At 69.9% G+C, this 21,224-nt stretch carries 20 protein-coding genes; 5 read left to right on the top strand and 15 right to left on the bottom strand.

Annotated features, from left to right (window positions below; all coding sequences use genetic code 11):
* Position 1 precedes the first annotated feature (1 nt).
* Entirely contained in the window at positions 2-1,729 is a 1,728-nt protein-coding gene (gene treZ, locus AB0M51_RS27850) for a malto-oligosyltrehalose trehalohydrolase (protein WP_344188533.1), read from the top strand.
* 459 nt (positions 1,730-2,188) lie between these two features.
* On the opposite strand, the gene AB0M51_RS27845 is transcribed toward treZ, so the two are convergent.
* The gene (locus AB0M51_RS27845; protein ID WP_344188532.1) at positions 2,189-2,827 is read right to left on the bottom strand and encodes a helix-turn-helix transcriptional regulator; all 639 of its coding nucleotides are present in this window, start codon (positions 2,825-2,827) and stop codon (positions 2,189-2,191) included.
* A 187-nt stretch (positions 2,828-3,014) separates the two neighbouring features.
* Between AB0M51_RS27845 and AB0M51_RS27840 the strand changes: the two genes are divergently transcribed.
* Positions 3,015-3,827, top strand: coding sequence for an SAM-dependent methyltransferase (locus AB0M51_RS27840; protein WP_344188531.1), 813 nt, complete (start codon positions 3,015-3,017; stop codon positions 3,825-3,827).
* A 40-nt stretch (positions 3,828-3,867) separates the two neighbouring features.
* Here AB0M51_RS27840 and AB0M51_RS27835 read toward each other — a convergent pair whose 3' ends face one another.
* The 3 genes from AB0M51_RS27835 to AB0M51_RS27825 form a co-directional block, all read right to left on the bottom strand.
* Positions 3,868-4,434 (bottom strand): hypothetical protein, encoded by a 567-nt coding sequence (locus AB0M51_RS27835; RefSeq protein WP_344188530.1) that lies wholly within the window; start codon positions 4,432-4,434, stop codon positions 3,868-3,870.
* Positions 4,431-5,030, bottom strand: a complete 600-nt coding sequence (locus AB0M51_RS27830; RefSeq protein ID WP_344188529.1) for a hypothetical protein — start codon at positions 5,028-5,030, stop codon at positions 4,431-4,433. The genes AB0M51_RS27835 and AB0M51_RS27830 overlap by 4 nt, the downstream gene beginning before the upstream one ends.
* Before the next feature lie 86 nt (positions 5,031-5,116).
* Positions 5,117-7,687 carry a GNAT family N-acetyltransferase gene (locus AB0M51_RS27825; protein WP_344188528.1) on the bottom strand — a complete coding sequence of 857 codons (2,571 nt, stop codon included), beginning with the start codon at positions 7,685-7,687 and terminating at the stop codon, positions 5,117-5,119.
* 57 nt (positions 7,688-7,744) lie between these two features.
* Between AB0M51_RS27825 and AB0M51_RS27820 the strand changes: the two genes are divergently transcribed.
* Complete coding sequence (locus AB0M51_RS27820; RefSeq protein ID WP_344188527.1) at positions 7,745-8,206, top strand: GNAT family N-acetyltransferase; 462 nt, start codon at positions 7,745-7,747, stop codon at positions 8,204-8,206.
* On the opposite strand, the gene AB0M51_RS27815 is transcribed toward AB0M51_RS27820, so the two are convergent.
* The 5 genes from AB0M51_RS27815 to AB0M51_RS27795 form a co-directional block, all read right to left on the bottom strand.
* Positions 8,181-8,807 carry a TMEM175 family protein gene (locus tag AB0M51_RS27815; RefSeq protein ID WP_344188526.1) on the bottom strand — a complete coding sequence of 209 codons (627 nt, stop codon included), beginning with the start codon at positions 8,805-8,807 and terminating at the stop codon, positions 8,181-8,183. The genes AB0M51_RS27820 and AB0M51_RS27815 overlap by 26 nt on opposite strands.
* 26 nt (positions 8,808-8,833) lie before the next feature.
* Complete coding sequence (locus AB0M51_RS27810) at positions 8,834-10,336, bottom strand: alpha-N-arabinofuranosidase (protein WP_344188525.1); 1,503 nt, start codon at positions 10,334-10,336, stop codon at positions 8,834-8,836.
* Between the two features lie 84 nt (positions 10,337-10,420).
* The gene (locus tag AB0M51_RS27805; RefSeq protein ID WP_344188524.1) at positions 10,421-11,440 is read right to left on the bottom strand and encodes a LacI family DNA-binding transcriptional regulator; all 1,020 of its coding nucleotides are present in this window, start codon (positions 11,438-11,440) and stop codon (positions 10,421-10,423) included.
* A 45-nt stretch (positions 11,441-11,485) separates the two neighbouring features.
* Positions 11,486-11,671: a hypothetical protein gene (locus tag AB0M51_RS27800; protein ID WP_344188523.1), complete on the bottom strand. Its 186-nt coding sequence runs from the start codon at positions 11,669-11,671 to the stop codon at positions 11,486-11,488.
* A gap of 85 nt (positions 11,672-11,756) precedes the next feature.
* Positions 11,757-12,794, bottom strand: a complete 1,038-nt coding sequence (locus tag AB0M51_RS27795) for an aldo/keto reductase (protein WP_344188522.1) — start codon at positions 12,792-12,794, stop codon at positions 11,757-11,759.
* A gap of 78 nt (positions 12,795-12,872) precedes the next feature.
* Here AB0M51_RS27795 and AB0M51_RS27790 point away from each other — a divergent pair, with 78 nt between their 5' ends.
* Both AB0M51_RS27790 and AB0M51_RS27785 read left to right on the top strand, forming a co-directional pair.
* A complete protein-coding gene (locus AB0M51_RS27790) occupies positions 12,873-13,898 on the top strand; it encodes an aminotransferase class V-fold PLP-dependent enzyme (protein WP_344188521.1) in 1,026 nt (341 codons plus the stop codon).
* Between the two features lie 20 nt (positions 13,899-13,918).
* The gene (locus AB0M51_RS27785) at positions 13,919-14,347 is read left to right on the top strand and encodes a MerR family transcriptional regulator (protein WP_344188520.1); all 429 of its coding nucleotides are present in this window, start codon (positions 13,919-13,921) and stop codon (positions 14,345-14,347) included.
* Positions 14,348-14,349: 2 nt separating this feature from the next.
* Here AB0M51_RS27785 and AB0M51_RS27780 read toward each other — a convergent pair whose 3' ends face one another.
* From AB0M51_RS27780 to AB0M51_RS27755, 6 genes are all read right to left on the bottom strand, one after another.
* Entirely contained in the window at positions 14,350-14,826 is a 477-nt protein-coding gene (locus AB0M51_RS27780; protein ID WP_344188518.1) for an SRPBCC family protein, read from the bottom strand.
* Positions 14,827-14,869: 43 nt separating this feature from the next.
* The gene (locus AB0M51_RS27775) at positions 14,870-16,078 is read right to left on the bottom strand and encodes a molybdopterin molybdotransferase MoeA (protein ID WP_344188517.1); all 1,209 of its coding nucleotides are present in this window, start codon (positions 16,076-16,078) and stop codon (positions 14,870-14,872) included.
* Between the two features lie 68 nt (positions 16,079-16,146).
* Positions 16,147-16,365 carry a formate dehydrogenase subunit delta gene (locus tag AB0M51_RS27770; protein ID WP_344188516.1) on the bottom strand — a complete coding sequence of 73 codons (219 nt, stop codon included), beginning with the start codon at positions 16,363-16,365 and terminating at the stop codon, positions 16,147-16,149.
* On the bottom strand, positions 16,362-19,202 hold the full coding sequence (gene fdhF / locus AB0M51_RS27765) for a formate dehydrogenase subunit alpha (protein WP_363751150.1): 2,841 nt from the start codon (positions 19,200-19,202) through the stop codon (positions 16,362-16,364). The genes AB0M51_RS27770 and fdhF overlap by 4 nt, the downstream gene beginning before the upstream one ends.
* Entirely contained in the window at positions 19,199-20,731 is a 1,533-nt protein-coding gene (locus tag AB0M51_RS27760) for an NADH-ubiquinone oxidoreductase-F iron-sulfur binding region domain-containing protein (protein ID WP_363751148.1), read from the bottom strand. The genes fdhF and AB0M51_RS27760 overlap by 4 nt, the downstream gene beginning before the upstream one ends.
* Entirely contained in the window at positions 20,728-21,210 is a 483-nt protein-coding gene (locus AB0M51_RS27755) for an NAD(P)H-dependent oxidoreductase subunit E (RefSeq protein ID WP_363751146.1), read from the bottom strand. The genes AB0M51_RS27760 and AB0M51_RS27755 overlap by 4 nt, the downstream gene beginning before the upstream one ends.
* Between the last annotated feature and the right edge of the window lie 14 nt (positions 21,211-21,224).

Genomic DNA, 21,224 nt, shown 5'->3' with positions numbered 1-21,224 from the left:
CATGCACACGTTCCGCGTCTGGGTGCCGGAGGCAACCAGCGTCGACCTGGTACTGCGGGACGGCGTGCTGCCGATGCGGTTCGCCGACGAGGGCTGGTGGGAACGCCAGGTCGCCGAGGCTCACCACGGCACCGACTACGCGTACTCCGTCGACGGCAGCGACCCGCTCCCGGATCCGCGCAGCCCGTGGCAGCCGGACGGTGTCCACGGGTTCAGCAGGGTCTTCGACGCGGACCGGTACGAGTGGACCGACGACAGCTGGACCGGACGCGACGTACGGGGTGCTGTCTTCTACGAGTTGCACCTCGGCACGTTCACTCTGGAAGGAACACTCGACGCGGCTGCCGAGCACCTGGACTACCTGGCAGTGCTGGGCGTGGAAGTGGTCTCGCTGATGCCGGTCGCCGCGTTCCCCGGCGTCCACGGCTGGGGGTACGACGGCGTGGATCTGTACGCCGTACACGCGCCGTACGGCGGTCCGGAGGCGCTGCAGCGTTTCGTGGACCGCTGCCACGACGCAGGGCTCGCTGTGTGTCTGGACGTGGTCTACAACCACCTGGGGCCGAGCGGGAACTACCTCGGGAGCTTCGGGCCGTACTTCACCACGCGGCACGACACCCCGTGGGGCCCTGCGGTCAACCTGGACGACACCGGCAGCACGGAGGTGCGCCGGTGGATCTGCGACAACGCACTGCGCTGGTTCCGCGAGTTCCACCTCGACGCGCTGCGGCTGGACGCCGTACACGCGCTGGTCGACGACAGCCCGGTACACCTCCTCCAGCAGCTGTCCACCGAGACCGCTGCGCTCTCCCGGGAGCTAGGGCGACCTCTTGGGCTCGTAGCTGAGTCTGACCTCAACGACCCGCGTACGGTCGAGACGGTGTCCGCCGGTGGGATGGGGATGACGGCACAGTGGAGCGACGACTTCCACCATGCGCTGCATTCACTGCTGACCGGCGAGCGGTTCGGGTACTACGTGGACTTCGGGGATCCGGCGGTGTTCGCGAAGACGCTCACCAAGGTGTTCCTGCACGACGGGACGTACTCGACGTTCCGGCACAGGCTGTGGGGCCGGCCGGTCGATCCTCGGCGGCACCGCGGCGGGCAGTTCCTCGCGTACACGTCGAACCACGACCAGATCGGCAACCGGGCGCTCGGTGACCGCCCGGCGCTCACTCCGGGGCAGCTCGCGATCGGCGCCGCGCTGGTACTCACGTCGCCGTACACGCCGATGCTGTTCATGGGGGAGGAGTGGGGCGCTTCGACCCCTTGGCGGTTCTTCACGGACTTCCAGGAGCCGGCGTTGGCGGACGCTGTCCGGACCGGGCGGCGGCGGGAGTTCGCGGAGTTCGGGTGGGACGCGGACGAGATCCCGGACCCGCAGGACCCGAAAACCTGGCGGAGCTCGGTGCTCGACTGGTCGGAGCCGGACGAGGCGCCGCACCGGGACATCCTCGCGTGGTACCGGCACCTGCTGACGTTCCGGGCGCGGATGCCGGAGTTGCGGGACGACTCGCTGGAGTCGGTCGCGGTGGCCTTCGATCCGGGCGGGGCGTGGCTGGTGGTGAGCCGGGGCAGCCTGCGGGTGGTGGCGAACCTGGCCGCGGAGGCAGCGGTGGTGCAGGTCGATCAGGAGCCGGAGTACCTGGTGATGTCGTTCGGCGGCGCCGAGGTGATCGCGGACGGCGTCTGGTTGCCGGGTCACGGCGTCGCGATCGTCGCCGTGTAGGACTTACCGAACAAGTGCACGTTTGTGGGTCATTCCAACAGAACTCGGCGTTCGAGCCTGTTGATCCGTGGTGATTTCCGGAATCACTTGTCTGGCGACCTGATCGTGACCGACTGTGGATGAGCCAGCAGGGGACGGGGGATTTGACGGGAGGTCCGGATGACAGTCGGAGGCGTCGACACTTACTACGACTACGAAGAAAAACAGTGGAAGAGCCGGAAGCTGGGCGGTGGCCCGATCCGCCGCGGCCCGGTCTGCCCCGCGCCACGCACCCCAGACCACGCGGTGCAAGAGCCCACTACCCACGAGCGCCACGCGGCCGGGCGCTCACACGAGGTACCGAAGCACACGCTCAACTGATTCACCGGTGACAGGGCCCGCCAGACCAGGTCACCAACGACACCAGTGGTCGTCGCCTCGACCCCGCGACGACCACTGAAACCTGCCCCGGCACGACCCTCAGGAGGCGCGCTCGAGCAGCCAGCCGCGGTCAGCGGCCTTCATGCCGGCCTGGAAGCGGCTGCGCGCGCCGAGCCGGTTCATGATCTGCGCGACCATCCGGCGGACCGTCCGGACCGAGACGCCCAGGTGCGCCGCGGCCACCTCGTCGGTCGCGCCGAGCGCCAGCAGCCGCAGCATCTCCTGTTCGCGCACTGACAGGTCGGCCTCGTCGGGCAGGCCGCAGTCGGCCAGCGGTACGGCGTCCGGCCAGATCCGCTCGAACAGCTCGAGCGCCGTCACCACCACGCTCGTCAGCCGCAGTACGGCGACGCTGCCGTTCGTGCTGTCGGCGGGCAGTACGGCGACCGATCCGTCGATCACGATCGCGTTCATCGGCACCTGCGGGATCGTCCGGACCGCGACTCCGGCCTGGGACAGCGCACCGAGGTGCCGGCCGACGGTCGGTGTGGTCCGGGTGCGGTCCGGGAAGATCGCCCGGTACCGCACGCCGTGCCTGACCTCTCGCGGTCCGAACGTCGGCCCCGCGAGGGTGTCCATCGCGATCACCTCGTTCTCGGCGGACGCGAGCAGTTCGGCAATCCCACCGTGGGCAGGGATCTGCTGGAAGGACGGCCGGTCGAGCATCGTGACGGTCATGAGGGACCCCCGAGGGCAACGTGGGCGGGCTGTGCGCACGGCCTACGATCCGGGCAGGCGATGACATTTCGATGACACGGTTCCGGCCGGCGGCGGTATCGGGACGGGACAGGCCGGGGGCCGGGGCGGGGTAGTGCCCGGGTCGCATAGAGTAAGCGTCGTTCTCGAACAGGAAGGTTTCCGTGCGATGACCGATGCGAACGAGCAGCCGCCGTACCCTGGCTTCGACATCACCAAGCCGAGCATCGCCCGGACCTACGACTACCTCCTCGGGGGGAAGGACAACTTCGCCGTCGACCGCGCGTTCGGCGACCGGTTCATCAACGAGTTGCCCGGCTCCCGGGTGATCGCGTTCGACAATCGTGGCGCGCTGGTCCGTGCGGTCGACCAGATCGTCCGGACGACGCCGATCCGGCAGTTCATCGACCTCGGCAGCGGCCTGCCGACCGCGGACAACGTGCATCAGGTCGCCCAGCGGTTCGCCCCCGAGACCAAGGTCGTGTACGTCGACAACGATCCGATCGTGCTCGCCCACGGCCGCGCCCTGCTCGCCGAGAACGACAACACCAAGGTCATCCAGGCCGACCTCCGCGACCCGCGGAGCATCTTCGAGGATCCGGTCGTGCAGGCGACGATCGACTTCGGGACGCCCGTCGCCGTGATCTTCAGCGCCGTCCTGCACCACGTGAACGACGACGAGGACCCGGCCGGCATCGTCTCCTTCTGGAGCGACCGCATCGCCTCCGGCAGCCACGTCTTCGTCAGCCACTTCCGCAGCCTGAACGACGCCCGCAGCCAGGAGCTGGAGCAGGTCCTCCAGGGCTCGCTGGGCCGTGGCCGCTGGCGCACCGACGACCAGATCCTCGCCCTCTTCGGCGACAGCTTCACCATCCTGGAGCCAGGCATCGTCGCTGCCGCGGAATGGCGCAACGACGACGAGCCGGACGACCTCACCGACTACCAGCAGCTGATGGCCGCGGTCCTCGCCGTCAAGAACTGACCCCGACCCGGCGGGTTTCGGCTCGGCGTCGAGTCAGCTGTCAGCGCGCCACGTCCAGGTACGCGCAACCCCGCACGACCAGGAAGCGCAGGTCGCCGAGGATCCCGGTCAGGGCCGCGTCCGGGTCCGGTCGCGCCAAAGGCTCCGCGGACACCGTCGCCCGGACCTCGCAGCTGTGCCACAGCGTCGGTGCGACCGAGCCCCACTGCCACAACTCGTAGGAGTCCGGATCGAGGACGGCCGCCGTACCGAGGGCGGGGATCCCGATCGCGTGGCCATCCAGCCGATCCGGCGTGTTCCCGAGGCCGACGAACAGGACGTCCATCCGGTACCGGCGCGCGAACTCCCGACCGTCCGCGACGACCGCGATCAGCCCGGCGCCGGCGAGCTTTCCGACGTACGCCGAGGGCTCCTCGATGCCGGCTCGCTCGGCGTGCGCGAGCAGGTCGTCGACCGTCCACGAGCCCTTGCCGACCTCCGGCACTCCGCGCGCCAGCACCCACAGCGCGAACGCGTCCGCGTCGAGCCGGTGTTCGCTCCGTCCGACCCGGACCACCCGCTCGTCGTCGCGGATCCCCTGGTCGTGCCCGATCGGGAAGATGATCATCGGACCCGCCGCCGGTCGAAGTACGCCGCGCGCACGCAGAGCAGACCGTGGGCCTCCTCGAGTACGCGGGCCAGCAGCCGCCGCGGGTCCGCATCTCCGCCTGCCCGTACGGCGAGCTTCGCGGCGTCGTGGCATCCGCTCCACAGCTCCGGCGCGAGCTGCGACCACATCAGTACGTCGTACACGTCATTGGAGACCTGCGTGACCGGCTGATCGAGGAGGCCGACGGTCTGCATCGCCGGCTGCTCCGGATCGGGTCCGAGCCCCGTCAGCAACGGGAAGAGCTGATGCCGCTGGGCGAACTCGACCGCGTCGTCGCCGTCCGGATCGAGCGTTGTCAGCAGTCCGTCCCGAAGGAAACGATCGACGAGCGGACCGGCCTCCAGTCCGAGCCGGAGCGCCCGGGCCTCCAGCGATGCCCGTGTCGGACGATCCTGGTCGTCGATGTCGTGCGCCAGCAACCACACCGCGAACTCGTCGTCCGGGAGCTCCACCACTTCGGCTCCCACGCGGACCTGCTGCTGCCGCTCGACTGCCCCCGAATACACGACGCCCAGGTCGTGCCCCAGGGGGATCAGCAGCTCCCGGTCATTCACGGTTCCTCCACAGCGCCGGCACGCCCAGCACGCTAGGGTGCAACGCGGTACGCCGGCCCGCGACGGCAGCAACCTGCCGCCGCTGGTCAGCGGGTGCGGAACGCGAGCTGCGCGGTCTTCGTGCTGCCGTCCGCGTGGGTGACCTTCGCCTCCGGGCCGAGGACGAACCCGCTCCGCCGGAAGCGGTCGATCGCCGGAGCGTTCCGGACGTCCGGATCGACGACGATCCGCGGATGGCCGAGCTGCTCGAACACGAACGCCATCAGCACCTCGATCAACGTCCCGCTGAACCCCGGCCGAGCCTCGCCCGGGGCGATCAGCAGGTGTACGCCGAGATCGCCCGCCGCGACGTCGTACGCCGCTCCCACCGGATCCGCCCGCGGGTCGTACGTCTGCAGCAGCGCCACCGCTGCCCCGTCCAGCCGTACGACGTACACGTGATGCGTCGGCACCGAGTCCAGGAAGCGGTAGATGTCCGCGACCTCGTCGCGCGACAAGGACTGCATGCCCCAGTAGACAGCGCGCTCGGCCGTCACCCACGCGTGGATCAGGTCGAGGTCCCGCTCCGGGTCCGCCTCCTCGATGCGGACCGTGCCGAAGCCGTCGACGGTCTGCTCGTAGCTGCGATCGGCACGCATGACCCGATCGTCGACGGGCGCGAGGAAGCCCTTCAGCCACAGCGGGAGCTGGTCGTGATGGTGCGGATCGCCGAGTACGCCGGACGCGCCGAGCGGGACGACCCACCGGCTGGCGGAGCGATCCGCGAGGTCCCACGCGTACCGGGCGGCCGAGGCGCGGATCGACACGTCCGTCAGCCCGGGAAGGCTCGACGTGGACATCACGCAGTGGTGATCGCCGGAAAGCCCGAGGTCGAACGGCCTCTCGGACGGCGCGAACACCGGGCCGCGCAACGCGTGCAGCGGCGCGAGCTGGTGCGTCTCGCCCCAGGGCGGGCGGGGGCTGCCGGCAGCGACCTCCTCCAGCGCCTCGCGGGCCAGCCACCCGACGTTGATCTCCGGGACGAGGTCCGTGGCGAGCAGGTTCTCCAGCGCGTACGAGACATGCGCCAACGGGTCCATCCACGGCGTGAAGATGTCCGCGACCTCGGCGTTCTCGAGCATCGTGAAGTGGTCGGTGAGCCGCGAGACCAGCGCCTTGCGGATCGCGGCGTACGCCGAGGCCGTCGTACTCGTGGCGTCCATGTGGCGGTCCCAGGCGGACAGCTCGTTGCGGAGGGCAACCGCCTGCGGGGAGAGGTCGTCGAGGCCGGCGAGCAGGTCGAGGACGGAGCCGGCCGATCCGAGGTACGTGTCCCGGTGGATCGTCGGCATGTCGTCGGCCGCCCAGTCGTCGCGAGCGTTCAGCAGCGAGCGGATCCGGTCAGCGCGGTACGGCGCCGCGAACTCCACGCCCAGCTCCGCCGTCAACTCACGCGCGTTGGCCATCACCGCCGGGCCGTCGACGTCCGCGCGGGGCATCGCGTGCCAGCCGTCCCACTCGTGCCCGGGTTCCCAGGCCGGTACGACGCGCAGCATGTTGTCGCGGGCACGGCGCGGGACGACGCCGGCCGCCCGGTGCAGCAGACCGCCCGCGGTGTCGGCGGCGAGTACGACGTTCACCGGCTCCACCCAGTCGCCGAACGCGGCGTCGACGTCGGCGACAGTCGTTGCCTGGAGCAACCGCCTCATCACCTCGAAGCCGAGCTTTCCGGTCACTCGCGGCGGATACCGGAGGGAGAACGGCTGCGTGCCTCCGGGACCTGTGACGACCGGTCCGCGATCGGTCTCGATGACCTCCAGTTCGACAGGCTCACCGCCGGCCACCTCTACCACCTCGGTGTGTGCGGCGGCCGGCTTCCACCCGTCCGGACCGAGCGCTTCTACACGTGTAGCCGTCCGGCGGAGCTGTTCGGCATACAGGTCCTGGTAGTCCGACATCGCGTTCGTGATCGCCCACGCGACCTTGCCGGTGTGGCCGAAATGCGCGATGCCCGGGATGCCCGGGACGGCCAGGCCGAAGACGTCGTACTCCGGGCAGGTGAGGCGGAGCTGCTGGTACACGCCCGGGTTCTCGATGTACCGGTGCGGGTCGCCCGCGACGATCGGCTGCCCCGACGCGGTGTGTGTGCCCGGGATCAGCCACCCGTTGCTTCCGGACCCGTGCGGGCCTTCCGACGAGAACAGCTCGAGCGCGTCGTCGCCGAGGACCGAGGCGACATGCGTCCGCCAGAGCTTCGACGGGAATCCGGCGAACAGGATGTGCACGGTCAGCCAGATCCCGAGCGGTGCCCACGGCTCCCAGCGCTGCGGGGTCAGCCCGGTCTCCGCGAACTCCGGCGCCCGCCGCGCCCCGCCGGCCAGCGCGTGGTTCACGCCGTCGACGTAGGCCGCGACCCACTCCTGTGTCTCGCCGTCGAGCGACTCGAAGCACTTCCGCGCCGTGTCCGCGAGCCGCGCCTGCCGGGCGAACACGTCCCACCCGACCGCCTCCGCCCCGAGGAACGCGGCACTCGTCCCGAGACACCGCCGCCGCTCCAGCTCGATCTGCCAGGCCCGGTCGCGGGCGGCGTTCACGCCCTGCAGATAGACCAACGCGAGTGGATCCCCGGCCTGCAGGTGCGGTACGCCGTACGAGTCCCGGAACACCCTCGCGTTCACAACATCCCCCCAGATCTTTGGTTAGGCTCGGCTAACTTCGGCGGAAACAATAGTAGGGTGCCGGCTGTGATCACCGCGCTCGACGTTACCGACCGTCCGCTGGCCGAGCGGCTGCTGGCGGTTCAGCATGCGGCGTACGCCGTGGAGGCCGAGCTGATCGGGTTCGACGGGATCCCGCCCTTGCAGGAGGGTCTACACGAGTTGATGGCCTCCGTCGAGCACTGGCTCGGGGTGTACGACGGGACGCTGCTCGTCGGCGCGGTCGCGTACGAGTTCCCGGACGAGCGGACCGTGGAGATCTCCCGGCTGATCGTCGATCCGGCGTACGCGCGGCGCGGGTACGGGCGGGCGCTCCTCGACCGCCTGGACGAGCTCGAACCGCGTCCGGTCAGCGAGGTGTCCACCGGATCCGCGAACCTCCCGGCGGTCAACCTGTACAAGTCCCGCGGGTACGCCGAGACCGGCCGCATCGAAGTTGCCCCTGGCATCTACGTCACGCAGTTCCGCCGCGCGTCCTGACCTGCTCGAACCCGTAGTACAGCGCCAGCAGGAACACGATCACCAAGGTCAGCTGCGGGGACACGAACGAGAACCCGATCGTCGCCGCGTAGATCACCGTGCCGACCGAGTAGCGCAGCAGTGACTTGCGGATCTCGCCCTTGGACATGGTGTGCTCGACCAGGTGGTGGCGCAGTACGTACCACCAGATCAGGCTGAACGCGATCGCCGCCAGCGTCAGCGTCGCGCTGTAGACCGCGGCCGCGACGTGGCCGTTGCTCGTCCTGTCCTCGAGGTGTTCCGCGAACAGGCTGGTCGGGAACGGCAGCAGTGTCACCCACAGCAAGAGCAGCAGGTTCAGGAACATCAGCCCGCGATCGGCGCGCTGGATCTGGCGGAACATCGAGTGGTGGTTCACCCACATGATGCCGAGGATCGCGAAGCTGGCCAGGTACGCCGCGAACTGCGGCCACTCGTCCAGCAACACCGGCCACAACCGCTGGCCCTCCTCGAGCTTCGGGGCGTGCAGCTCGAGCACGAGGAGGGTGATCGCGATCGCGAAAACGCCGTCGCTGAAGGCTTCCAGCCGATTCGTCTCGGCAAGGTCAGACTGGGTACTCACGGGCACACAGTCTGGACCGGCGGCGGTCAGTCCGTCGACAGAGAAAACGCTGTCCAGCTGATCGCCGGCAGCGTGACGACCAGCTTTCCGTCGACGAGCTTCGCCGACTCGAACGGCTGCGCCGTGACGCGGTCGGGCTGCGACGCCGAGTTGACCGCATCCGGGTCGTCGTCGTGCACGATGACGGCCTCGGCGAGCGACGTGACCCCGGTCCGGCTGACGTCGATGGTGACGTCGACCGGGCCTTCGGTCGACCGGTTCACCGCGAAGACGGCGAGCCGGCCGTCGTCGTAGGTGGCGACGGCGTCGACGGCCGCGACCTCGCCGTACCGGGCGGTGCCGACCGTGGGGGAGTCGGTCTCGACCCGCAGCACCTGGCCGGTCGCGAGCCGGGAGGTGATCGCGAACGGATGGAACGTCGGCTGCCGCCAGGCCGCGCCGCCCGGCTCGGTCATGATCGGCGCGATCACGTTCGCGAGCTGCGCCAGGCAGGCCACGCCGACCCGGTCGCTGTGCCGCAGCAGCGAGATCAGCAGGTTGCCGACCACCACGGCATCGGTGACGTTGTACTCGTCCTCGATCCGCCGCGGCGCCACCTCCCACCGGTCGCCCGGACCGTCGGTGCGGCGCGAGCGGTCGCCGTACCAGACGTTCCACTCGTCGAACGAGATCGCGATCTTCTTGCTGCTCTTGAGTTCCGCGCCGACGTGGTCCGCGGTCGCGACGACCGCGTCGACGAAGTGGTCCATGTCCACCGCGGACGCCAGGAACGACGCCGTGTCGCCGTCGTCGTTGCCGTAGTACGCATGGCAGGAGATGTAGTCGACGAACTCGTACGTCTCGCGCAGGACGTCCCGCTCCCAGGTGCCGAACAGCGGCATCTTCGACGAGGACGAGCCGCACGCGACCAGTTGCAGGTCCGGCTCGATCATCCGCATCGCCCGCGCGGTCTCGGCCGCGAGCCGCCCGTACTCGGTCGGCGTCTTGTGCCCGACCTGCCACGGCCCGTCGAGTTCGTTGCCGAGACACCAGAGCGTGATTCCGTACGGCGTCGCGCCGTGTGACACGCGGAGATCCGACAGCGCCGTACCGCCGGGGTGGTTGGTGTACTCGAGTAGATCGAGCGCCTCCTGGACGCCGCGGGTGCCGAGGTTGATCGCCATCATCGGCTCGACGCCGGCCTTGGCGCACCACTTGCTGAACTCGTCCAGGCCGAACTCGTTGGTCTCGACGCTGTGCCAGGCGAGGTCCAGCCGCCGCGGGCGCTGCTCCCGCGGGCCGACGCCGTCCTCCCAGCGGTAGCCGGACACGAAGTTGCCGCCGGGGTAGCGGACCACGGAAACGCCCAGCTCACGGGTCAGTTCCAGGACGTCCTTCCGGAAGCCGTCCTCGTCGGCGGTCGCGTGGCCGGGCTCGTAGATGCCGGTGTAGACACACCGGCCCATGTGCTCGACGAAGGTGCCGAAGGTCCGCCGGTTGACCGGCGCGACCACGAAGGCGGGATCCAGGGTGAGGCTGGCAGAGGTCACGGGCGCATCCTTCTACATCGGTGTACTACATCGGTGTAGAAGATCATGGAGGCAGCACTCGCCCAAGGTCAAGAGCCCGGGGCGTCAGCCGGAGGTCGGCTGGGCTCCGGTTGACTCGCGGAGGTGCAGTTCGTACGGCGCGACGATCTCGGCGGGTACCGCGTCGTCGCCGCCCAGCCGGCGGACCAGCAGGTCGACCGCCGTCTGCGCGATCTGGATCCGCCCGGCGTCGACCGTGGTCAGCGCCGGACTGCTGAACGCCGACTCGTCGATGTTGTCGAACCCGGCCACCGCGACATCCTCCGGCACCCGCACCCCCCGTCCGATCAACGCCCGCATCGCACCGAGTGCGAGCAGGTCGTTCAACGCGAACACCGCGTCGAACTCGACCCCGCGCTCCAGGAGCTCCCGCACCGCGTCCGCACCACTCGACCGCCGCCACGCCCCACCCGGCACGGCAAGCTCCGCCACCACCGGTACGCCGTACTCGGCCAGCGTCGAGGTGTAAGCGTCGTACCGGATGGCGGCGGTGCCGACCTGTTCGCCCGGGCGGACACCGATCACCGCGATCCGCCGGCGGCCCTGGTCGAGCAGGTGCCGGATGACGGCCTTCGTCCCGTCGACGTTGTCGATCATCACGTGGTCGACCGGGCCGTGGAAGATTCGCTCGCCGAGCAGCACCATCGGCGTCGAGGTCTTCAGCTCGTCGACGTCCTCCGGGCCGAGACCGAGCGGGCTGTAGAGCAACCCGTCGACCAGGTGACCGCGCGGCCGGGCGAGTGCGGACAGTTCGCGTTCGCGGTCGGCGCCGGTGGTCTCGATCATCACGGTCAGGCCGTGCCGGCCGGCGGCCTCGATCGTCGCGTCGGCGAGCTCGGCGAAGTACGGGTTGCTGAGCTCGGGGACGGCGAGCGCGATCACGCCGGTGCGCCCGGACTTCAGGTTCCGGGCGGAGATGTTCATCCGGTAGTCGAGCGCGTCGATCGCCTCGAGCACCTTGGTCCGGGTCTCCTCGCGGATGTACGGATACCCGTTCATCACGTTCGACACGGTCTTCGGCGACACCCCGGCCGCGCGCGCGACATCACGCATCGTCACTGCCATGGCGTCACCATGGGCGCCACCGTAGTGCACGCACCGCCGGGTAGGTCAGTCCTCGGGTGTCGGGCGGCGCGGGGGATTCGGCTGCGGTCCGGCGGACGGGCCGCCCGGGTGGTCGGGGACGTCCGGCTCGTCGTCCGCGGTGAACTCGACGCCCTCCTCGCGGAGCGTGTCGTCGACCGCGGGGTCCAGCTCGTGACCGGGATGCGGCAGACCGGGCCTGTCGAAACTCATGACACCCTCCCTGGCGAGTTGTTGCCTGTCACCACGATACGTCGCTCGTGGTCTGTCTCGCGCCGGCCCGCGGCGAACGCCTTCGTCAGCGCTCCGACAGCGGGCGGCGGCGCTGGGTGACGTCCGTGACGGACTGCGGTTGCCACGCCGCGTCGGCCCGGTACAGGTCGGTGCCGGGCGGGACGATCTCGTCGATCCGGTCCAGGGTCTTGTCGTCGAGGGTGAGGTCGGCGGCCTTGATCAGGCCCTCGAGCTGCTCCAGCGTGCGCGGCCCGGAGATCACCGACGTGACCGCGGGATGCGAGGTCACGAACGACAGCGCGAGCTCGGGCAACGTCGTACCGATGCCGTCGGCAACTTCCACGAGCTGCTCGACGGCGTCGTACTTCGCCGCGTTCGCGGGCAGCGCCGGGTCGAAGCGGTCCGGTGCCAACGCGGCGCGGGCGGACAGGTCGAGCGGCTGGTTCTTGCGGACCTTGCCGGACAGGAAGCCGAAGGCGAGCGGGCTGTAGGTCAGCACGCCCATGCCCAGCCGGCGGCAGGTCGGGAGCACCGACCGTTCGATGCCGCGGGCCATCATCGAGTACGGCGGCTGGTTCGTCCGGAACCGCCCGTACCCCCGCCGGTCGGACACGTGGTACGCCTCGACGATGTCCTCGGCCGGGAACGCCGAGCAGCCGAACGCGCGGATCTTGCCGGCGCTGACCAGGTCGCTCAGCACCCAGAGGGTCTCCTCGATGTCCGTGGTGTGGTCCGGGCGGTGGATCTGGTACAAGTCGATCCAGTCGGTGCCGAGGCGGCGCAGGCTGTCCTCCACCGCGCGGGTGATCCAGCGCCGCGAGTTCCCGCTCCGGTTCCGGCCCTCGGTGAACGGGAAATGCACCTTGGTCGCCAGTACGACGTCGTCGCGGCGGTCCTTCAACGCCTTGCCGACGATCACCTCGGACTCGCCGGCCGAGTACATGTCGGCGGTGTCGACGAAGTTGATGCCCTGGTCCAGTGCGGTGTGGATGATCCGGACGCAGTCGTCGTGGTCGGGGTTGCCGACCGCGCCGAACATCATCGCACCGAGGCAGTGCGTGCTGACCTCGATCCCGGTCCCACCCAGCATGCGGTAACGCATCTCCGTAGCTCCTTCGTATCGGTGCCCCGACGCTAGGAGCTAGAGCGCTGTCTAGGTCAAGTCTTTAGGGTGGAGCGCATGGACATGTGGGATCCGCAGCCGGGGTGGTTGAACACTGCGTCGTACGGACTGCCGCCGCGGCCGGCGTGGGAGGCCTTGCAGGCGGCGTTGGCGGACTGGCGGATCGGGGCGACCAGTTGGGAGCCGTGGGACGAGTCGACGACCCGGGCGCGGGAGTCGTTCGCGCGGCTGGTCGGGGCGGACGCCGCGGACGTGTTCGTCGGGAGCACGGTGTCCGCCGCGGTGGCGCCGATCGCGAACGCGTTGCCGGACGGCGCGAAGGTACTGACGGACAGTGTCGAGTTCACGTCGAACGTGTTCCCCTGGCAGGTGCACGCGGACCGCGGCGTCCAGGTGGTCGCCGTACCGTCGGAGGAACTGGTCGCCGCCGTCACGCCCGGGATCGACGTCGTCGCGGTCAGTGCGGTGCAGTCGTCGACCGGCGACGTCCTCGACCTGCCCGCGGTAGTTGCCGCAAGCAAGCAGATCGGCGCGCTCGTGGTGCTCGACGCGACCCAGGCGGTGGGCTGGCATCCGCTCACCGTGGACGGGGTGGACGCACTGGTCGCGCACAGTTACAAGTGGTTGATGTCGCCGCGCGGCGCGACCTTCGGGTACCTCTCGCCGCGGCTGCAGGAGCGTTGCCGCCCGTCGGCCGCCGGGTGGTACGCCGCCCGCGACGTCCACGGCTCGTACTACGGTCCGGTGATGGAGCTCGATCCGGGCGCGCGCCGCTTCGACCAGTCGCCGGCGTGGTTCAGCTTCGTCGGCGCGGCACCGGCGCTCGAACTGGTCGAGCAGATCGGCGTCGACACGATCAACCGGCACAACCTGGAGCTTGCGAACGAGTTCCGCGCCGGCCTGGGCCTGGAGCCGTCGAACAGCGCGATCGTCAGTACGGAGCTGCCCGGCGCGCAGGAGGCGTTCGCGGCGGCCGGCATCCGCGCCGCCGTACGGGACGGGAAGTTGCGCGCTTCGTTCCACATCTACACGACGCGGGCCGACGTACAGCAGGCGTTGTCAGCTGTGAAGCCGCTGATCTAGATCGGGGTTAAGGTGCCGACATGGGTGGACTGAGTATCGGGCAGGTGGCGGAGCGGACCGGGCTGAGTGTGCACGCGCTGAGGTTCTACGAGCGCGAGGGCCTGCTCGCCGATCAGGTACGGCGGGAGTCGAACGGGCGGCGGGTCTACACCGAGGACGACGTCGAGTGGCTGGACATGTGCATCAAGTTCCGCTCGTCCGGGATGCCGTTGGACACCATCCGCAAGTACACGGACCTGGTCCGGCAGGGTCCCGGCAACGAGGGGGACCGGCTCGCGCTGCTGAAGAGCCACCAGGACTACGTGAGTGCGCAGATCGCCGAGCTCAACGAATGCCTGAACGTGATCACCTGGAAGGTCGGGTGCTACCAGGAGGCCTTGGACGCCGGCCAGGCGGACTGCCTGTGGACGGCGCCCTCGGCACACGGCGAGAAGAGCGAAGCTTCCTGAGGTCAGAGCGCCGACTCCATCGCGGCAAGGGTCTTGCGCATGTTCGTGGCCAGTTCGTCGAGGCGGCCCTGGATGATCTCCGCCGCGCGGTCCGGGTACTTCAGGACGCCCATCCGTAGGCCGCTGTCGCCCCGGCCGTGCGTGAACGTCTGCCGGACGAGGGTCGCGTCGCCTCGGTCCTCCAACTCGTAGGTCCAGTTCGCGAGCGGGAACTCCTCACCGCCGTACACGTCCCAGCCGAACCGCTCCGGCTCCTCGAAAGCGGTGACCGTGCAGGTCACGTACGTCTCGAACCCGTTCGCGAACCGGTTCCGCGCCTCGAAACGGGCGCCCGGCTCCAGCCACGCGCCGTAGTAGCACTCGGGGCTCCACTCGCCGTACCGCTCGATCGCGGTGATACCGGCCCAGACGGTGCGGGCCGGCCGCTGCATCAGTACCTCGACACCGGTGGTCGCACCGGTCACTCCGTAGTCGTTCATGCCCGGTACGTCGGACAGGCCCGGACGGGCTCGACATTTTGGGTCAGAGAATCCACGGGCGGGCTCCGGGATCGATCGGGAGCAGGCGCGCGGCGATCGCCTCGGACGGGCCCGGGGCGACGACGGCGAGGGCGTCCGCGACCGCCGGGCCGCGGAGCATGGCGGCGCCGTCGTGGCCGACCGGTACGGCACCTTGCGGGGTGAGGCGGATCGGGACGAGGCGGGTGTTGGTGGGGTGACAGGTGACGCCGCCCGGTACGGCGATGTTGGCGAGCGCGGGCAGGGTCAGACCGCGCATCCGGGTGATCGCGGCCACGCCGAGGGTCAGGAACGCGACGAGCGCGGCGTGCGGGTTGCCGGGGAGACCGAGGACGAGGCGGCCGTCGGGCAGCTGGGCGAGCGCCTGCGGGTGGCCCGGGCGGCAGGCGACGCCGTCGACGATCAGCTCGGCGTCCAGGTCGCTGAGGACGGCGCGGAGGTGGTCGGCCGGGCCGGCGGCCGAGGAACCGGAGACGAGGACGAGGTCGGCCTGGGTTTCCCGCAGAGCCTCGACCAGGGCATCACGGTCGTCCCGGAGGTGGGCGAGCGGGCCGTTCCGGGCGCCGGCGCGGGTGATCAGGCCGGGGAGCATCGGGCCGATCGCGTCGCGGATCCGGCCGGGGGAGGAGGGGCCGCGGTGGACGAGTTCGTCGCCGGTGACCAGAGCCGCGACGGTGGGCTTCGGGACGACGGTCAGGCGGTTGAGGCCGACGGTCGCGGCCAGCCCGAGTACCGCCGGGTCGACGAGGATCCCCGCGGGAAGGAGCTGGTCGCCGGGCTTGCACTCCTCGCCGGTACGCCGGATGTGCCGGCCTGCCTTGGCCGGTCCGTCCAGGTGGTCGCCGCTGACGACCGCGTCCTCGGACCGTACGACGGAGGTCGCCCCTCTCGGCACGGTCGCACCCGTGACGATCCCGGTCGCCTCGCCGTCCTCCAGTACGCCGGGATCCGCGGCTCCTGCCTCGACATGCCCGACGATCCGCCACGGCCCGTCGCCGTTGACGGCGTACCCGTCCATCGCCGAGCGGTCGACCGCCGGCACCGCGACGGGCGCCACCAGCGGCGTCCCCAGCACGCATCCGTCGGCGTCCGCCAGCTCCCGGGACACCACTCGCCCGGGCCGCGCGACCGCGAACGCCATCTGCCGAGCCACATCCCACTCGACGGCGTCCCGCCGTCGGCGCGCGCGTATCTCCCCGGGCCTGTCCTCCACACACCCACCCTCTCCGACCATCCCCCCGTTGTCGAACCGGCCGCGCCCGGCGCCGGAGACAACCTCGGTCACAGAGTCCGGAGTTTCTGCGCGGCGAGGACTGCGGCGGGGGACAGGTCGGTGGCGCCGGAGTCGGCGTGGGCGATCAGGGCCTGCTTCATGCGGGGGTCCCAGACCGCCTTCATGTGGTTGGCGATGGCGGTGGCGGCCTCCGCGGGGGAACGATGGGCGAACTGGGCGGCGATCTCGTTGGCCAGCCGGACGTACGGCGGCACACCGCCGCTCATCGGTTGCCCCCAGCAACTGCCGGCTGCCGAGCGCCGCTCGACTCGCGGGCGCTGTCGGCGGTGGCGGGTTCGGGAACCAGGTCGACCTGGACCGCGGTGACCTTGTACTCGGGGCAGTTGGTCGCCCAGTCGGAGTTGTCGGTGGTGACCACGTTCGCGCCGCTCACCGGGTGGTGGAACGTGGTGTAGCAGACCCCGACCGGCATCCGGTCGGAGATCCGCGCGCGGAGTTCGGTCCGCCCGACCCGGCTGGACAGCGCGACCAGATCGCCGTCCGTCACCCCGCGCACCTCGGCGTCGTGCGGATGGATCTCCAGCACGTCCTCCGCATGCCACGCCACGTTCGCCGTACGCCGGGTCTGCGCGCCGACGTTGTACTGCGAGAGGATCCGCCCGGTCGTCAGGATCAGCGGGAACTTCCGCGTCGACCGCTCCGACGTCGGCACGTACACGGTCTCCACGAACCGCCCCTTGCCGCGGGTGAACTCGTCCTCGTGCATGATCGGCGTACCGTCCGGATGCTCGACGTCGCACGGCCACTGGATCGACCCGAGCTCGTCGAGCTTGCCGAACGAGACACCGGCGAAGGTCGGCGTGGTGAGCGCGATCTCGTCCATGATCTGTGCCGCCGAGTCGTAGTGCATCGGGTATCCCATCGCCTGGGCGATCTCGCAGACGATCTCCCACTCCTGCTTCCCGGTCCGCGGCGCCATGATCGGCCGCACCCGGTTGATCCGCCGCTCGGCGTTGGTGAACGTGCCGTCCTTCTCCAGGAACGAGGTCCCCGGCAACAACACGTGCGCGAACTTCGCGGTCTCGTTCACGAACAGGTCCTGGACGACGAGCAGTTCCAGCGCGCCGAGTGCGGCGAACACGTGCTGCGTGTTCGGATCCGACTGCGCGATGTCCTCGCCCTGGACGAACAGCGCCTTGAACGAGCCGTCGATCGCCGCGTCGAACATGTTCGGGATCCGCAGCCCGGGCTCGTTGAGGATCGGCGTACCCCACAGCTGCTCGTAGACCGACCGTACGCCGTCGTCCGACACGTGCCGGTAGCCGGGGAGCTCGTGCGGGAACGAACCCATGTCGCACGATCCCTGCACGTTGTTCTGCCCGCGCATCGGGTTCACGCCGACGCCGGGCCGGCCGATGTTGCCGGTCGCCATCGCGAGGTTCGCCATGCCCATCACCATCGTGGAGCCCTGGCTGTGCTCGGTGACGCCGAGACCGTAGTAGATCGCGGCGTTCCCGCCGGTCGCGTACAGCCGGGCCGCTTCTCGGATCGTTTCCGCCGGTACGCCGGAAATTTCGGAAACCGCTTCCGGGCTGTGTTCCGGCTGCGCGATGAACCGTTCCCAGGCCTCGAAGTCCTCGCACCGGCTGTTCACGAACTCCCGGTCCACCAGGCCTTCGGTGACCACCACGTGCGCGAGCGCGTTGACGATCGCGACGTTGGTCCCGGGCGCGAGCTCCAGGTGGTAGGCGGCCTCGACGTGCGGCGAGCGCACCAGGTCGATCCGCCGCGGGTCGATCACGATCAGCTTCGCGCCCTGCCGGAGCCGCTGCTTCATCCGGGACCCGAACACCGGGTGCGCGTCGGTCGGGTTCGACCCGATCACCAGGATCACGTCGGCCGCGTCGACGGAACGGAAATCCTGGGTTCCGGCGGATTCCCCGAACGTCTGCTTCAGCCCGTACCCGGTGGGCGAGTGGCAGACCCGCGCGCAGGTGTCGACGTTGTTGTTCCCGAACACGGCGCGCACCATCTTCTGGACCGCGTACACCTCTTCGTTGGTGGTCCGCGACGAGGTGATCGCGCCGATCGACCCCTGCCCGTGCTGGGCCTGGATCTCCCGCAGCCGCCGGGCGGTGAACGTGATCGCCTCGGCCCAGGAAACTGTTCGCCACGGTTCCGAAAGGGTGTTCCGGACCATCGGCTCGAGCACCCGGTCCGGATGGCTCGCGTACCCGAACGCGAACCGCCCCTTCACACACGAGTGCCCTTCGTTCGCCCCGCCGTTCTTGTACGGCACCATCCGGACCAGCTCGTCCCCGCGCAGCTCGGCCTTGAACGAGCAGCCGACCCCGCAGTACGCGCACGTCGTGAGCACGGTCCGCGTCGGCATCCCGAGCTCGACCACGGACTTCTCCTGCAACGTCGCGGTCGGGCACGCCTGCACGCAGGCCCCGCACGACACACAGTCCGACTCGAAGAACGGCACCCCGGCACCGGCCGCGACCTTCGACTCGAACCCGCGGCCCTCGATCGTCAGTGCCAGCGTTCCCTGTACCTCGTCGCACGCGCGGACGCACCGCGAGCAGGCGATGCACTTCGACGCCTCGAAGTCGAAGTACGGGTTGGAGGAGTCGGTCGGCAGGTCCAGGTGGTTCGCGCCGGCCTCGACGCCGGAGCCGTACCGGACCTCGCGGAGGCCCGTCACGCCGGCCATGTCCTGCAGCTCGCAGTCGCCGTTCGCGGAGCAGGTCAGGCAGTCGAGCGGGTGGTCGGAGATGTACAGCTCCATCACGCCCCGACGGAGTCTGCCGAGCCGCTCGTTCTGTGTCCGGACCACCATGCCGTCGGCAACCGGCGTCGTACAGGAGGCGGGGGTGCCTTTCACGCCGTCGATCTCGACCACGCACAACCGGCACGACCCGAACGCCTCCAGGTTGTCGGTCGCACACAACTTCGGTACGTCGACGCCGGCCTGCTTCGCCGCACGCATCACCGACGTACCGGGCGGAACCTGAACCGGCACTCCGTCGACGGTCAGCGCGACGGTCGCCGGACCCGGACGTTCCGGCGTTCCGAAATCGGTTTCCTTGAGCAGGCTCATGCCTGGAAGTCCTCTCCGAAGTGGCGGACGGCGCTGCGGACCGGCATCGGGGTGAGGCCGCCCATCGCGCAGAGCGAGCCGTCGGTCATCAGCTCGCACAGGTCCTCGAGCAGGACCAGGTTCTGTTGCCGGTCGGTCCCCGACACGATCCGGTCGATGGTCTCGACCCCGCGGACCGCGCCGACCCGGCACGGCGTGCACTTGCCGCACGACTCGGCGGCGCAGAACTCGAACGCGAACCGCGCCATCGCGGCCATGTCCACGGTGTCGTCGAACACCACGATCCCGCCGTGCCCGACCATCGCCCCGGCGGCCGCGAACGCCTCGTAGTCCATCGGCAGGTCGAACTGCTCGACCGGCAGGTACGCGCCGAGCGGCCCGCCGACCTGGACGGCTCGCACCGGGCGCCCGGACGACGTACCGCCGCCGAAGTCGTTCACCAGCTCGCCGAGCGTGATGCCGAACGCGGTCTCGACGATGCCGCCGCGGGCGACGTTCCCGCCGAGCTGGAAGACGCTCGTACCGCGGGAGCGGCCCACCCCGTGAGCTGTGTACGCGGCCGCGCCGTCGGCGAGAATCGCCGGAACCGTGGCCAACGACAACACGTTGTTGACGACCGTCGGCCGGCCGAACAGCCCTTGTAGCGCGGGGATCGGGGGTTTCGCGCGGACCATCCCGCGTTTTCCTTCCAGGCTTTCCAGCATGGAGGTTTCCTCGCCGCAGATGTACGCACCGGCGCCTACGCGGACCTGTAGGTCGAAGCCGAACCCTGAGCCGAGCACGTCCGGCCCCAACCAGCCAACCTCCCGCGCCCGCTCGATCGCGGCTCGCAACGTCGCGACCGCGTCCGGGTACTCCGACCGTAGGTAGACGTACCCTTCCGCTGCGCCGACGGCGTACGCGGCGATCGTCATCCCCTCGATCAGCGTGAACGGGTCGCCCTCGATCAGCATCCGGTCCGCGTACGTACCGGAGTCGCCCTCGTCCGCGTTGCAGCACACGAACTTGAGGGCCGCCTCGGCGTTGCGGACGGTCCGCCACTTGATCCCGGTCGGAAAACCGGCCCCGCCGCGGCCGCGCAAGCCCGAATCGACCACGCTCTCCACCACGTCGGCCGGCGGCATCGCCAGCGCGGCCCGCAGCCCGGCCAGCCCGCCGTGCGCCTCGTAATCCACGGTGGACAAGGGATTCACGACACCGACCCGGGCAAACGTCAACCGCTCCTGCCGCCGCATCCACGGCAGCTCCTCTACGAGGCCGAGATACGGCCCGACCTCCGCACCGGCCAGCATCCCGCCGGCCACCAGCCCGTCCACGTCCTCGGCCGCCACCGGTCCGTACCCGACCCGTCCCGCCGCCGTCTCCACTTCCACCAGGGGCTCCAGCCACAACATCCCCCGAGATCCGTTCCGCACAACCTCCAGGTCGTGCGCAGCGCCCGTACCGGCCGCCGCCGCGACGAGCCGCTCCGCGACCTCGTCCGCCCCCACAGAACACGCAGCCGAGTCCCTCGGCACGTACACCTTCATCGCGCCTCCCCCAGGAGTGCGTCCAGGCGGGCCGGCGTCACCTTCCCGTACAGCCTTCCGGCCACTTGGACTGCTGGGCCCAGTGCGCAGTTGCCGAAGCAGTAGATCTCTTCGAGGGTGAGGCGCCCATCCGCGGTGGTCTCGCCGAACGAGCAGCCGACGGACCGCCGGGCATGCTCGGCGAGAGCTACCGCGCCGATCGAGCGGCAGGCCTCGGCCTGGCAGATGGAAACCGTTGTACGACCAGCAGGAAGACGTCGGAAATCCTTGTAGAACGTGACGACCCCGTGGACCTCGGCGACCGCGAGGTTCAGTACGTCGGCGATCACCGCGACGTCGGGTTGATCGACATACCCGAGTTCCTCCTGCACCGCATGCAGGATCGGTAACAGCGGGCCGCGGAGCCCGGCCAGTTCCGTGGCGATCTCCCGCACCCGCCGGGCACGGACAGGGGCGGTGACCACGACCTCGCTCGTCATGTATACAACATTCC

This window comes from Kribbella sp. NPDC051137, from assembly GCF_040682535.1.
GTDB lineage: Bacteria > Actinomycetota > Actinomycetes > Propionibacteriales > Kribbellaceae > Kribbella > Kribbella karoonensis.
This window is presented reverse-complemented; position numbering and strand designations above follow the sequence as displayed.